This window comes from Pseudoalteromonas sp. GB43, assembly GCF_054923805.1.
Genome location: NZ_JBPCHJ010000001.1, coordinates 1171814 through 1185080, shown reverse-complemented (window position 1 = coordinate 1185080; position 13267 = coordinate 1171814). Strand labels below are relative to the sequence as shown.

Annotated in this window: 12 protein-coding genes and 2 pseudogenes; 11 read left to right on the top strand and 3 right to left on the bottom strand. The window is 41.2% G+C overall.

Translation table 11 applies throughout. From position 1 onward, the window contains the following. Positions 1-221: 221 nt before the first annotated feature. From folB to trmB, 8 genes and pseudogenes are all read left to right on the top strand, one after another. Positions 222-578: a dihydroneopterin aldolase gene (gene folB / locus ACRWSG_RS05600; RefSeq protein WP_462165840.1), complete on the top strand. Its 357-nt coding sequence runs from the start codon at positions 222-224 to the stop codon at positions 576-578. A gap of 2 nt (positions 579-580) precedes the next feature. Then, a complete protein-coding gene (folK, locus tag ACRWSG_RS05595; protein ID WP_462165839.1) occupies positions 581-1069 on the top strand; it encodes a 2-amino-4-hydroxy-6-hydroxymethyldihydropteridine diphosphokinase in 489 nt (162 codons plus the stop codon). Beyond that, the gene (locus ACRWSG_RS05590; RefSeq protein ID WP_194441813.1) at positions 1066-1869 is read left to right on the top strand and encodes an undecaprenyl-diphosphate phosphatase; all 804 of its coding nucleotides are present in this window, start codon (positions 1066-1068) and stop codon (positions 1867-1869) included. Before folK ends, ACRWSG_RS05590 begins: the two co-directional genes overlap by 4 nt. A 159-nt stretch (positions 1870-2028) precedes the next feature. Then, entirely contained in the window at positions 2029-3372 is a 1344-nt protein-coding gene (gene mpl / locus ACRWSG_RS05585; RefSeq protein WP_462165838.1) for a UDP-N-acetylmuramate:L-alanyl-gamma-D-glutamyl-meso-diaminopimelate ligase, read from the top strand. A 22-nt stretch (positions 3373-3394) separates the two neighbouring features. Further along, positions 3395-4018 (top strand): flavin prenyltransferase UbiX, encoded by a 624-nt coding sequence (locus tag ACRWSG_RS05580; RefSeq protein WP_054551081.1) that lies wholly within the window; start codon positions 3395-3397, stop codon positions 4016-4018. Further along, complete coding sequence (locus ACRWSG_RS05575; RefSeq protein ID WP_209327189.1) at positions 4015-4944, top strand: ABC transporter ATP-binding protein; 930 nt, start codon at positions 4015-4017, stop codon at positions 4942-4944. The genes ACRWSG_RS05580 and ACRWSG_RS05575 overlap by 4 nt, the downstream gene beginning before the upstream one ends. Next, positions 4944-5711 carry an ABC transporter permease gene (locus ACRWSG_RS05570; protein ID WP_036970898.1) on the top strand — a complete coding sequence of 256 codons (768 nt, stop codon included), beginning with the start codon at positions 4944-4946 and terminating at the stop codon, positions 5709-5711. Before ACRWSG_RS05575 ends, ACRWSG_RS05570 begins: the two co-directional genes overlap by 1 nt. After that, positions 5711-6375: pseudogene (gene trmB / locus ACRWSG_RS05565) on the top strand (tRNA (guanine(46)-N(7))-methyltransferase TrmB). The gene ACRWSG_RS05570 and the pseudogene trmB overlap by 1 nt, the downstream one beginning before the upstream one ends. Here trmB and ACRWSG_RS05560 read toward each other — a convergent pair. Both ACRWSG_RS05560 and ACRWSG_RS05555 read right to left on the bottom strand, forming a co-directional pair. Further along, entirely contained in the window at positions 6372-6644 is a 273-nt protein-coding gene (locus ACRWSG_RS05560) for an EAL domain-containing protein (RefSeq protein WP_462165837.1), read from the bottom strand. The pseudogene trmB and the gene ACRWSG_RS05560 sit on opposite strands and share 4 nt — an antisense overlap. Beyond that, positions 6571-8223 (bottom strand): EAL domain-containing protein, encoded by a 1653-nt coding sequence (locus ACRWSG_RS05555; RefSeq protein ID WP_462165836.1) that lies wholly within the window; start codon positions 8221-8223, stop codon positions 6571-6573. Before ACRWSG_RS05555 ends, ACRWSG_RS05560 begins: the two co-directional genes overlap by 74 nt. Before the next feature lie 248 nt (positions 8224-8471). Here ACRWSG_RS05555 and panP point away from each other — a divergent pair, with 248 nt between their 5' ends. Further along, a complete protein-coding gene (panP, locus tag ACRWSG_RS05550; protein ID WP_462165835.1) occupies positions 8472-10100 on the top strand; it encodes a pyridoxal-dependent aspartate 1-decarboxylase PanP in 1629 nt (542 codons plus the stop codon). Between the two features lie 22 nt (positions 10101-10122). Here the strand turns inward: panP and argE are convergent. Next, positions 10123-11275: pseudogene (gene argE / locus ACRWSG_RS05545) on the bottom strand (acetylornithine deacetylase). A gap of 221 nt (positions 11276-11496) precedes the next feature. Here argE and argC point away from each other — a divergent pair. Together argC and argB are read left to right on the top strand one after the other, a co-directional pair. Beyond that, complete coding sequence (gene argC, locus ACRWSG_RS05540) at positions 11497-12507, top strand: N-acetyl-gamma-glutamyl-phosphate reductase (RefSeq protein WP_166340582.1); 1011 nt, start codon at positions 11497-11499, stop codon at positions 12505-12507. Then, positions 12507-13265 carry an acetylglutamate kinase gene (gene argB / locus ACRWSG_RS05535; protein ID WP_138599667.1) on the top strand — a complete coding sequence of 253 codons (759 nt, stop codon included), beginning with the start codon at positions 12507-12509 and terminating at the stop codon, positions 13263-13265. Before argC ends, argB begins: the two co-directional genes overlap by 1 nt. The last annotated feature ends 2 nt before the right edge of the window (positions 13266-13267 follow it).

Genomic DNA, 13267 nt, shown 5'->3' with positions numbered 1-13267 from the left:
CCTTATTTTTTAATCTGCACTTTTGGGCTATCATTGGCGGCAAAACCATTTGCCACTCTCGTCGAGTCGGATGTAAGCACCCTATGCAATGCATCTATTCGTTATTGTAGGGGTAATTTTTACATATTAAAACAGTATGACAGCTTATATAGCGCATTATTAAAATTAATAAGCGTTAAGGCTGAGTATTGTTTTTAATATTTATGTCGCTTGGAGTATCAATGGACAAGGTATATATATCACAACTGCACGTAGACACCATCATTGGCGTGTATGATTTTGAAAAAGAAAGTAAACAAAGCCTGTATTTTGATATCGAAATGTTATGTGATATTTCTGCCGCAGCGGCGACAGATGATATAAATTTGGCTCTTGATTATGCCAAAGTGAGTGAGCGAGTGATTGAGCACACAACGGCAAAACCTGTTGAGTTACTAGAAACTTTAGTTGAGCAATTAGCTGCCATTATTTTAGCTGAATTTGCGACCCGCCAAGTCACTATTCGCGTGAGTAAACCAGCCGCAGTGCCACAAGCGCAAACTGTTGGAGTTGAGATCACCCGATGTAAGGCAAATTAGAGATGGCGCAAATTTTTATAAGCCTAGGTTCTAATGTCAATAAAGAGCATTATCTTCGACAGGCGCTTATCGCGCTGAAAGCTTACTTTCCTGATTTTATTCATTCATCAGTATACGAAAGTGAAGCGGTGGGGTTTGCAGGTAGTAATTTTTATAATTCAGTTGTTGCAGCAAAAACAGATATGCCATTAGCTGAACTATGTAAATTACTGAAAAAAATTGAACTTGATAATGGCCGCACCCGTGAAGATAAAAAGTTTAGCCCGCGGACATTAGATCTCGATTTATTGTTTTATGATGACATTATCTGTGAAACACCTGCGCAATTACCGCGGGATGAAATAACCAAAAATGCGTTTGTATTACAGCCTCTTGCTGAAATAGCGCCTGATTTTTATCACCCCGTAGCTAAGCTAACTTTGGCTGAGTTATGGAATAATTATTACAACCCCCAACAAAAACTATGGAAGGTGGAGTTTTCTAACCCATGAGTATTATTGAGATAATTGTTTTAGCCCTGATCCAAGGATTGACTGAGTTTTTACCTATTTCGAGCTCAGCGCATTTAATTTTACCCTCACAAGTTTTAGGTTGGCACGATCAAGGCTTAGCATTTGATGTGGCTGTTCATGTTGGAACCTTAGGTGCAGTTGTATTGTACTTTAGAAAAGAAGTGGTCGATATTCTTGGTGCTTGGTTTAAGTCGTTTGGTGCACAAGGTGCAACCGATGATAGTCGTTTAGGCTGGTGGATTATTGTTGCGACTATTCCTGCATTATTAATTGGTTACTTATTCAAAGATTTTGTAGAGAGCTACTCGCGTAATGCATGGGTTATTGCCACCTCAACCATCGTATTTGGTTTGCTACTTTGGTATGCCGATGCTAAAGCAAAGCAAGTTAAAAATATTTACCAAGTAAACTTTTTTAGTGCGCTATTGCTGGGCTTTTCACAAGTGCTTGCTATGGTATTCCCTGGTACATCCCGTTCAGGTATTACTATTACAGTGGGTTTAATGCTGGGCCTAAACAAACAAAGTGCTGCGCGTTTTTCATTTTTAATGTCAATTCCAGTTATTGCTGCAGCAGGTTCATATTATGTATATCAGTTGGCTACTGCAGGTGAGGCGATTGATTGGCATGCAATTTTACTAGGCGCTGGTTTATCATTTGTGTCGGCTTACGCCTGTATTTTCTTTTTCTTAAAAGTGATTGAGCGCATGGGCATGATGCCATTTGTTATCTATCGCTTACTATTAGGTGTTGGTTTGTTTGCATTCTTAATGCTGTAAACAGGCTTTAAACTTAATTCAAAAACACCTCACGTTGAGGTGTTTTTTTATGTTGGCTATTTGGCAAAAGTCTAATGCCGTGTAGTAATGGTAAGTAAAGCTTATATTTGGCATTATAGCGCCTTACTTATCTCTTATTCATTTTGCTCAGGACAGTAGATGCATATTCATATTCTTGGAATTTGTGGCACCTTTATGGGTGGTATTGCCGCAATCGCTAAATCGTTAGGTCACACAGTGACAGGCTCTGATCAAAATGTGTACCCACCGATGAGCACACAATTAGAAGAGCTAGGTATAAAGCTCACTCAAGGATATGACGTTGCCCAACTAGAACCTGCGCCAGATATGGTGGTAATTGGTAATGCTATGAGTCGAGGCAATCCTTGCGTTGAGTACGTACTTGATAAAGGCTTACCTTATACTTCTGGCCCAGAATGGTTAAAGCATAATTTACTGCAAAATTCGTGGGTGTTGGCTGTAGCAGGCACACACGGCAAAACAACCACAGCTAGTATGCTAGCATGGTTACTTGAATACGCTGGAATGACACCGGGCTTTTTGATTGGTGGTATCGTGCAAAACTTTGGTGTCTCTGCTCGTGTTGGCGAAACACCATTTTTTGTTATTGAAGCCGACGAATACGACACGGCGTTTTTCGATAAACGCAGTAAATTTGTACACTACTTACCGCGTACCTTAATTCTGAATAATCTTGAATTTGATCATGCTGATATTTTTGAAGATTTAAACGCGATAAAGAAACAATTTCATCATTTGATGCGTACATTACCCTGTAGTGGCAAAGTAATTTGGCCAAGCCAAGACGAAGCACTACAAGATGTGATTGAACGTGGCCTTTGGAGCGAAAGCGAAACACTGTTAGGTGATTGGGATTACCGCTTACTTAAAGCTGATGGTAGTGAATTTGAAGTGCTTCTAGATTCACAAGCGCAAGGTGTTGTCAGCTGGCAAGCCATGGGCGAGCACAATGTCAAAAATGCCATAATGGCCATTGCAGCAGCCAGACACGTAGGCATCGCGGTATCAGTCAGTATTGCAGGCTTAGCTGAGTTTATCTCTCCTAAGCGTCGTATGGAGCTGAAAGCCGACATTAACTCAATAAAAGTGTATGACGACTTTGCCCATCATCCAACGGCAATTAAAACGACCTTAGCAGGGCTACGTGCAAAAGTAGGCACTGATAAGATAGTTGCTATTTTAGAGCCTCGTTCAAACACTATGAAAATGGGCGTGCATCAACAAACCTTAATTGATTCACTCGATGCAGCAGATGATGTGTATTTATTTGAGCCAGAAAATTTAAGCTGGTCGCTGAAAGAATATGCAGACAAAGCAGGTATGCATTGCATGAAAAGCACTGAGGAAATCATTACTCAGGTTGTTGGCAACAGTGCGCCGTCACAACATATTTTAATTATGAGTAATGGTGGTTTTGAAGGTATTCATCAGCGTTTAATCACTGCTCTTGAACAAAACTAACCAGTATACGGAGCTTAACTGTATGCAATTTAAAGATAAAATAACGTTAGCTTTTAGCGGTGCCTCTGGGGCTCCTTATGGCTTAAGGTTATTAGAAGTATTACTTGAACAGCAGTTTCAGGTGTATGTATTGATTTCAAGTGCGGCAAGAGTGGTCTTTGATACAGAATCGAATATCAAACTTTCGGGTAATGAAGACAAAGCGACAGAGCAACTGAGTACACTTTTTAATGCCGCTCCTGAGCAACTTAAAGTATTTGGTAAAGACAACTGGTTTAGCCCTGTTGCATCTGGCTCTGCTGCGCCGAAAAAAATGGTGGTATGCCCGTGTAGTGCAGGTTCAGTATCTGCAATTGCGGTCGGGGCATCAGATAACTTACTCGAACGCGCCGCTGACGTGGTCATTAAAGAGCGTGGGCAGCTGATTTTAGTCCCGCGTGAAACGCCATTTAGCGAAATCCACCTTGAAAACATGCTGAAGCTAGCACGGCTCGGCGTAACTATTATGCCTGCGGCACCGGGCTTTTATCATCAACCAGAGCAGATTTCCGATTTGGTTGATTTTATGGTGGCGCGAATTTTAGATCATTTAAACATTGAACATACTTTGACGAAACGTTGGGGTTATGGAGAGGGCAAACAGTGAGCGAAAAAACGATCGCATTAAATATTGAAGGCCTAAAAAAGGTTTATAAAAATGGTGTTGAAGCCGTAAAAGGCATTGATTTACAAGTTCAGCAAGGCGACTTCTTTGCCTTACTTGGACCAAACGGGGCAGGTAAATCAACCACTATTGGTGTTATCTCATCGTTAGTAAATAAAAGTGCCGGTCGAGTACAGGTATTTGGTCACGACATTGATACAGACCTTGAAGCAGCTAAGTCAGAACTTGGCTTAGTACCGCAAGAATTTAATTTCAGTCAGTTTGAAACACTAAATCAAATTTTGGTGAACCAAGCGGGCTATTACGGTGTACCAAGAAAGCTGGCGCATGAGCGCGCTGAAAAATACTTAAAGCAGCTTGGTTTATTTGAGAAAAAAGATAAACAAGCGCGCACCCTTTCAGGTGGTATGAAACGCCGCTTAATGATTGCTCGTGCACTGATGCATGAACCTAAATTACTCATTTTAGATGAACCAACAGCCGGTGTTGATATTGAGTTGCGCCGCTCTATGTGGGATTTTCTTCGCGAGATAAATAAGCAAGGTGTGACCATCATCTTGACTACCCATTACCTTGAAGAGGCTGAGCTGTTATGTAAAAACATCGCGATTATCGACAGCGGTGTGATTGTTGAAAACACCACCATTAAAGCGTTACTTGCCAAGCTTGATAAAGAAACCTTTGTACTGGATTTAAAGCAACCTGTGCAGCCAATTAGCATCGACGGTTACAAATACATACTGACTGACGACCACACTTTAGAAGTTGAAGTGGCGAAGTCTCAGGGCTTAAACCAAGTATTTAGTGCGCTGACTGAACAAGGTAATACTGTGCTGAGTATGCGAAATAAAGCAAACCGATTAGAAGAGCTGTTTGTAGGGTTATTAGAACAAGGGCGAGGCGAATAATGTTTAAATATGGAGTAGCGCTAAAAAGTATTTGGATCAAAGAGTGTATTCGCTTTTTACGTATTTGGGTGCAAACCTTAGTTCCGCCGGCAATCACGATGAGCCTGTATTTTGTGATTTTTGGTAATCTGATTGGTTCTCGTATCGGTGATATGGGTGGCTTTAGTTATATGGAGTTTATTGTCCCGGGTCTGATTATGATGTCGGTGATCACCAACTCTTACTCGAATGTTGCCTCGAGTTTTTATTCGACTAAATTTCAAAAAAGCATTGAAGAGCTTTTAGTTGCACCAGTGCCAAACTACATCATTGTACTTGGCTACATGGGCGGTGGTATGACACGAGGCATGCTGGTTGGTTTAATTGTTACCTGTGTCTCTTTGCTATTTGTTGATATTCAAATTCATAATATTTTTGTGATTATGGCTACGGTTATTTTAACGTCGGCTGTGTTTGCATTAGGCGGACTTATCAATGCTATTTATGCTAATAGCTTTGATGATATTAGTATTATCCCGACCTTTATTTTAACGCCGCTGACTTATCTAGGTGGGGTGTTTTACTCTATCACCTTGTTGCCAGAATTTTGGCAAGGCGTATCGCAAGTAAACCCAATTATTTATATGGTGAATGCATTTAGATATGGCTTCTTAGGTGTGTCTGATGTCGACTTATCGGTAGCATTTGGTGTACTTGGTTTATTTATTGTGGGGTTATTTACCTTAGCATTAACCCTTATTAAACGTGGTGTGGGGCTTAGACACTAATGACGGATGCAAATTCGAGAAGTATTGTATCGAATCAACCTGGCTTACATGAAAAGCTAGACGAAATTGTTTTAAAGCACTTAAGTGCTGAATTTAAAAAGCCGATTGCAGAGCATACGCAAGCGGCTTTTGATCAGGTAAACGAAAAGGTGCAAGCGTTTGCAGGATTATTATTCTTGATTCCTGTTGTGGGGTAGGTGAAAGCACCGCAAACTTAGCAAAGCGCCACCCAGATGCGTTAGTGATTGGCATTGATAAATCATCACATCGTCTAGATAAGCATGATATCGAATACAAGCAAACGGATGCGGGGCAGTACATTTTAGTGCAAGCTGATTTAAACGATTTCTGGCGCTTGGCGGTGGCTGCAAACTGGCAGCCAAGCCATCACTATCTGCTGTATCCAAATCCTTGGCCAAAAGCCAAGCACTTGCAAAGACGATGGCATGGCGCTGCTATATTTCCGTTTATCGTTAAATTAGGCGGTCGCTTAGAGCTCAGAAGCAATTGGGATATATACGTAAAAGAGTTTGCTCGCTCATTAGAGCTTGCAGGGCATAAGTGCGATGTTGAGCTGTATGAAAGTGATACTGCAATTACCCCATTCGAACGTAAATATTGGGCCAGTGGTCAACAAAGCCACCGCTTGGTGATCAACCTTTAATGAATATAGGGAGTTGGCGGTGCAAAATGACTCCCTTGCATTAAAGTAACACCTGCACGAGCAAGCGCGTCTGCTATTTGTTCGTTATCAACTTGCTCAGCGATTACATCTAATTTTAGTTGCTGAGCGTATTTCACCAAGTTTTCAATAAACAGATAGTTATCTTTATTAGTATGAATTTGGCTTACCAATCCTTTATCTAATTTCAAGCCATCGATTCTCAAGCTTCCTAATGTGAGGCAAGTTTGAAAAGCCTGCGCCAAATTCATTAATAAAAACCTGAGCTCCTTTATTCTTTAAAGTGCTAATAAAGGTTTTTATTTCACCAAAGTAAGCAATCGCATCGCGTTCATGGAATTGAAAGATAATATTATGGGGTTGCGGATAACGCCTTAGCTGTAATTCAAAAAACTCGCTCAAGCTTGGGTCAAGGATATCCTGTGCGGTAATGTTGATACTCCAGCGTACATTGGTTTTCCTAAATTGCTCAATACAACGAGTAAATATAGTACGTCTCAAGGGGCCATCCATGCGTGAGCGCTTTAGTACCATCATAAAGTAATCAGGTGCGTGAATACGTCCAGTTGAACTTACCATTCTGGCAAGGCATTGATAATGATCTACGGCCTTACTTTGGTTGTTATAAATTGCTTGAAAATAAGGCACTATGCGATTGTTATCGAAGGCTTCTTTGACTTCTTTAGCAAGGAAAACGTTACTTTTAAATTGTTCTTCAACTTGTTTAAAAACATTTTCATAGCGTATTAAACGCTGGTTGTTTAGTTTGGCCTGCTGAAGTGCTATGTGGGCGTTTTCTATCAGTAATAATTTATTACCTGTAGCGACACCTGCGGATAAGCTGACATAAATAAACGGTTCTTTCAGTGCTGGGATCGCATTGTTAAAAGCGTTTATTACTTCGTCGATATTATGCTCATCAGTATGAGTACGTAATAATGCGATTTTATTGGTTGTTAAGCGGTAAATACCGCCATCACGAGGTATACGTGATTGAAAGTACCTAAGTATGTTAGCCATCACTTTATCACTCACTTCACTGCCATAAAAACTGCTGATGTCTTCAAGCTCGTTGATGATGATAATCGCCAATTCCATACGGTGTTTGGTCGTTTTCTTTATGTGATATTCAAGGGCAACATGATTAGCAAAGCCAGTGCGTGCGTCTGTTGATAGCGAGCGTTTAAGCTGTAAAAAATATAATCCTGCTATAAGTAATGCAATAAAGAAGAAAAAGCTACTGGTAACCATCGCCCTTGTAACGCTTTGCTGAAGCTGCTGGTTTAAGTCACTTATAGTAATGTCTGCGCCAGTTATATAAGTTTGGCCATTATCATCGACAAAAGTAACAAAGATACTTTTAAAATACCCCCATTGATCCTGCGATATTTCAAAAACGGGTTCGGTCGAATAAAAGGCTTCTTTGTTAAGTTCTGTCGCTTCGGGGTAGGCATCTAAAAACTGTGTGACACGACCAGTGTTTTGATCTTTTTGAGTGTAACTTGAGGCGCTAAAGTAGACTTTGTCATCGCGAAGGACCATTGCATACACATAAGCAAGTTGCATTTGCTTTGCGTACTCTGAAAGGGCAAGACTCTTTTCTTTGTAGGTAGAACTGGAAATAGGTAGACCAGCATTGACTGTATTATGGTAGTCATCACCTAGGATATGCTTGACACTGACCGCGGCATTTAGCAATTTGCTATCGATATTTGCCATGATCTCACTACGTGTGGTTTCATAGGTATAATAGATATAGCCAAATAAACTAATAAAAAAAACGGCGAAACCATATAGCAGCCAGCTAGTTTTTTGCATTCCTTTGGGCATAAACGTTCCCTTTGCGGTTATCGTTTGATTATACTTAAAAAATACTTCTCTGATAGTATAAATTGACCGCAAATTTCATCAATAAATCATTTTTTTGTCATCGAAATTATGCCTTTTTAGCTTTATGCGAGACATTTTCGTGATATTCCAGTAAAGTTAGCCAATTTCGTAGCAACAGTGCCGCAAAAGTGTTCACCAAGATGTCCCATCATCAGGTGCATTTTTAGCTGCTAATTATGGGTATTAGGATGGATCAAAAGCGTTGTGCCGTCGCCTCTAAAGAAAGCTTGATTCGTATTTTTACGGTGCCAGAAGCACCAGACTCGACATTAAGTAAAATCGAATCTGAAATTTCTAGCAACTTAGCTGGGTTCTTAAATGAGAATATAGCTGCAATTGAAAAGCCTTTGCACGAAATTGAAAAAGACTTTCAAACGGCCACTATCCCAGAAGAGCCAACCTTTGTTTCTGATTATGCTCAAGATATTATGGAGCAGTTGGTTGCTCATTCAGTGCATACTGCTGCACCAAGCTTTATTGGTCACATGACCTCAGCGTTACCGCATTTTGTGTTACCGCTTTCTAAATTAATGGTCGGTCTAAACCAAAACCTAGTAAAAATTGAAACTTCAAAGGCATTTACGCCTCTAGAAAGACAAGTTTTGGGCATGATGCATCACCTTGCTTATGGTGAAGACGACAGCTTTTATAGCAAATGGATGCACAGTGCGAAAACGTCATTAGGCGCATTCTGTTCAGGCGGCACTGTCGCTAACATTACCGCCTTATGGATTGCCCGCAACCGTTTATTAAAAGCCAATGGTGACTATAAAGGTATTGCTGCACAGGGTTTAATCGCTGGAATGCTGCACTACGGTTACAAAGGCTTAGCTGTGCTTGTTTCTGAGCGATGTCATTACTCATTAGGCAAAACCGTTGATCTACTGGGTATTGGTCGCGATAACATTGTTGCAATCGCAACCGGCGAAAATAATAAAGTCGATGTCGATGCGATGCGTAAAAAGGCCCATGAGCTTGAAGCGTCTGGCATTAAGGTAATGGCACTTGTGGGTGTTGCTGGTACGACTGAAACGGGCAGCATAGATCCACTCAATGAAATGGCTGATTTAAGCGAAGAACTTGGCTGTCATTTTCATGTTGACGCTGCATGGGGTGGTGCAACCTTACTTTCTTCAAATTACCGCCACCTTTTAAACGGTATCGAACGCGCTGATTCAATTACCATTGATGCTCACAAACAAATGTATGTGCCAATGGGAGCGGGTCTGGTGTTATTTAAAGACCCTGCAGCGACGGATGCTATTGAGCATCATGCGGAATATATTCTTCGTAAAGGCTCAAAAGATTTAGGCAGTCATACCCTTGAGGGCAGCCGCCCAGGTATGGCAATGTTAGTGCATGCTTGCTTACGTGTTATTGGCCGTAAAGGCTACGAGATGCTAATTGATCGCAGTATCGTGAAAGCGCGCACTTTTGCCGACATGATCAAGCAGGATGAAGACTTTGAGTTAATCTCAGAGCCTGAGCTTTGCCTATTAACCTATCGTTACGTACCAAAAGAAATCCAAGCGAAACTGAAAGATGCAGACAAAGAAACGAAATTAGATATTTACGCTTCGTTGAATCGCTTTACTGCAAGCATGCAAAAGCGTCAGCGTGAAGCGGGTCGCTCTTTTGTATCGCGTACACGTTTAACTCCTGCAAAATATGACCATCAGCCCACCGTGGTTTTTCGTGTTGTATTAGCCAACCCGTTAACCTCTAAAGCAATTCTAAAAGATATTTTAGCGGAGCAAAAAGAGCTGGCGAAAACCGACCCGGTATTTAAAAAATATTTAAGTAAGTATATGGATTAACAAAGGGAGCGTGATGCTCCCGTTATTCACTAAAGCAGCTTGCTTTAATCATGTTACTGATAATCGCTTGTGATGGTTTAATTTTTTCCATCGCCAAAAACTCATCTGGCTGGTGGGCTTGGTTAATTGAGCCGGGCCCCATGACGATGGTTTCGCAGCCAAGCTGTTGAATAAAAGGGGCTTCTGTACAATAGTTTACAGCGACAGCGGGTTGACCTGAGATTTTTTCGGCCAGCTTTACAAGTGCTGTATCAGTGCTACCACTAAATGCTGGGATAGGTTCATGCATGTCGATAACGCTCACTGCATTTGGGTATTGGGCATTAATCTCTTCTGCGGCTGTTAGCAAAATCGCTTGTAGTTCTTGCACACTTAAACCAGGTAAAGGCCGCATATCAATGTGCATTTCACAACAACCACAAATGCGGTTGGCATTATCGCCACCATGAATATGACCAAGGTTCAAAGTAGGGTACGGAATTTCAAAGTGCTCAACTGAATATTTATTCTTTAATTCTTCTTTGATGATTAACAATTTTGTAATCATTTTATGCATGACTTCGATGGCGTTTAAACCACGTTCAGGATCGGAACTATGGCCTGAGCGACCAATTACTCTAATGGCTGTACTCATATGACCTTTATGAGTAAATACCGGCGTCATATCTGTTGGCTCACCAATAATACAGCGCGCTGGTTTTAAGTCTGGGTGACGGCAAATTTGTTGCGCACCTGCCATTGTGGTTTCTTCATCGGCTGTGGCTAGGATTAAAAGTGGCTCTGTTTGCTTAGTTTCATCAAGCTCGCTGATAGCCTGTAGTACAAAGGCAAAAAAGCCTTTCATATCGATACTACCTAAGCCATATAGTTTATTGTCATGCTCGCTGAGTTTAAATGGATCGTAGTTCCAGCGGCTATCATCAAATGGCACAGTATCAGTATGACCTGCAAGCATTAAACCGCCATCTCCTTTACCGCGTTTAGCTAATAAGTTGTAACGGATTTTTGCCGTTTTCAAGCTCTGTTATTTCACATGTAAAACCCAGGCTTTCGCACCAGTCTGCGAGCAAGGTAATTACCCCTTTATTGCTCATGCACAAAGAATCTTCAATCGCACTAATTGAAGGGGCAGCAATTAGCTGCTGATACATAGATATAAAAGAGGGTAGCGACATAAAAAAATCCAAAAATAATTATTCAATCTAATTGCATAACAATATAAAAGTATTTATGATGAATATCAATTCACTTTTTGAGCATAAATATTGGTAAAGCTGTACGATGAACACGAAACGACGATAACCTGATTTGATTACTTTAGACAGTGTTTTTATTCGCAATTGAGCGAGTAATTTTAGGCGTATCGATAAACAGATTTAATAGGTAAAAGTAAGCAATGAATGTAGTGATTATTGGCGCAAGTGGTTATAGCGGCGCAGAGCTAGCAAGTTTAGTTGCTAAGCACCCCAAACTGACCCTACAAGCATGTTATGTGTCTGAAGGGAGTTTAGATAAAGGCAAATTATTAAGCGATTTATACCCTGAGCACCTTGGATTGTTAGAGTATCCACTACAACCTCTAACAGCTGAGGCTTTCCAAGATATCGAAAGCAATGCTGACTATGTATGCCTGTGTACTGATCACAAGGTCAGTGTTGATCTTGCTCCGAAATTTTTAGCCATGGGTAAAAAAGTATTCGACCTATCTGGTGGTTTCCGTTTAGCTGGGAATGAGGATTACCTGACTTATTACGGTTTCGCACATGAACACCCTGCGCTTTTAGAGCAAGCAGCGTATGGTTTAGCCGAATGGAATAGCGATGCAATTAGTAAAGCGGACCTTGTAGCTGTAGCGGGTTGTTACCCAACAGCGGCTCTTAATTCTTTAAAACCACTTAAAGAAGCAGGGCTATTAGCTGATCAAGCCATTATTGTTAATGCGGTGTCAGGTGTTACAGGCGCTGGCAGAAAAGCCAGTGTTAACACGCACTTTTGCGAAGTGTCACTTGCTCCTTATGGCTTGTTTAACCACAGACACACACCTGAGATTGAGCAGCACCTTGGTCACCCTGTGTTATTCACCCCACATTTAGGTAATTTCCCTCGCGGAATCTTAGAAACTATTTATGTGCAATTAAAACCAGGCGTAACAGTAGAGCAAGTGAGCGCGGCGTATCAAGTGTTAGCTAACGAGCCGTTAATTCGTTTACTTGGCAATAAAATTCCAAGCATTAAAGGCGTCGCTAAACAACCATTTGTTGATATTGCATGGCAGCAAAAAGGTGAGCAACTCATCGTTATGTCAGCGATTGATAACCTTCTAAAAGGCGCAGCTGGGCAAGCATTACAGTGTATTAATTTAGCCATGGGTGAACCTCACCACACTGGTTTGGTAGGAGCGCTGTAATGAAAACTTGGATCATTAAAGTCGGTGGTGCTGTGTTAAATAGCGCAGATGCCGCAAAAGCGCTTTTTGATGTTTTAGCCTCTGAACAAGATAACTTTGTTATTGTTCATGGTGGTGGTGCCTTGGTTGATGCTTGGCTTAAAGACGCCGGCTTTGTAACTGCAAAACATCAAGGTTTACGTATCAGCCCAAATGAGCAAATGCCATATATTGTTGGTGCTCTTGCCGGTTGTGCCAATAAACAATTGATGAGCCAAGCAATCAGCGCTGGCCACAAACCTGTTGGTTTAAGCCTTTATGAAGCGGGTGTACTGGTATCTGAAAAACTTAAAGTATTGGCGCAAGTAGGTCAGTGCTCAGGTAGTTGTGACAGCGTGCTACCTAGCATGCTTGAACAAGGTCGTTTACCTCTAGTGAGCTCTATTGGTTTTGGGGAAGATGGCCAATGGTACAACGTCAATGCAGATGAAGCTGCAGCGGCTATCGCTAAAGAGCTTAATGCAGAACTTATTTTTATGACAGATGTAGAGGCTGTGCTTGATGCCAATAAGCAGCCACTACATCAACTTAATACGCAGCAAATCGAAACACTTATCCTTGAAGGAGTTATTCAGGGCGGGATGGAGGTCAAAGTAAAGACCAGCCTTCTTGCTGCCCAACATTTACGACGTGGTGTGTATATCTCAAGCTGGCTGAAGCCAGAGAACTTAGTCGCTTTATTAAAAGGCGAGCATGTAGGAACGAAAATTACACCATAGGT

What these genes read in the sequence shown, in the direction of transcription:
- ACRWSG_RS05555 (WP_462165836.1), bottom strand. Translation starts at nt 8,223, where the DNA reads ATGCCCAAAGGAATGCAAAAAACTAGCTGGCTGCTATATGGTTTCGCC.
- ACRWSG_RS05590 (WP_194441813.1), top strand. Translation starts at nt 1,066, where the DNA reads ATGAGTATTATTGAGATAATTGTTTTAGCCCTGATCCAAGGATTGACT.
- panP (WP_462165835.1), top strand. Translation starts at nt 8,472, where the DNA reads ATGGATCAAAAGCGTTGTGCCGTCGCCTCTAAAGAAAGCTTGATTCGT.
- argC (WP_166340582.1), top strand. Translation starts at nt 11,497, where the DNA reads ATGAATGTAGTGATTATTGGCGCAAGTGGTTATAGCGGCGCAGAGCTA.
- ACRWSG_RS05570 (WP_036970898.1), top strand. Translation starts at nt 4,944, where the DNA reads ATGTTTAAATATGGAGTAGCGCTAAAAAGTATTTGGATCAAAGAGTGT.
- ACRWSG_RS05580 (WP_054551081.1), top strand. Translation starts at nt 3,395, where the DNA reads ATGCAATTTAAAGATAAAATAACGTTAGCTTTTAGCGGTGCCTCTGGG.
- folB (WP_462165840.1), top strand. Translation starts at nt 222, where the DNA reads ATGGACAAGGTATATATATCACAACTGCACGTAGACACCATCATTGGC.
- ACRWSG_RS05560 (WP_462165837.1), bottom strand. Translation starts at nt 6,644, where the DNA reads ATGAATTTGGCGCAGGCTTTTCAAACTTGCCTCACATTAGGAAGCTTG.
- mpl (WP_462165838.1), top strand. Translation starts at nt 2,029, where the DNA reads ATGCATATTCATATTCTTGGAATTTGTGGCACCTTTATGGGTGGTATT.
- folK (WP_462165839.1), top strand. Translation starts at nt 581, where the DNA reads ATGGCGCAAATTTTTATAAGCCTAGGTTCTAATGTCAATAAAGAGCAT.
- argB (WP_138599667.1), top strand. Translation starts at nt 12,507, where the DNA reads ATGAAAACTTGGATCATTAAAGTCGGTGGTGCTGTGTTAAATAGCGCA.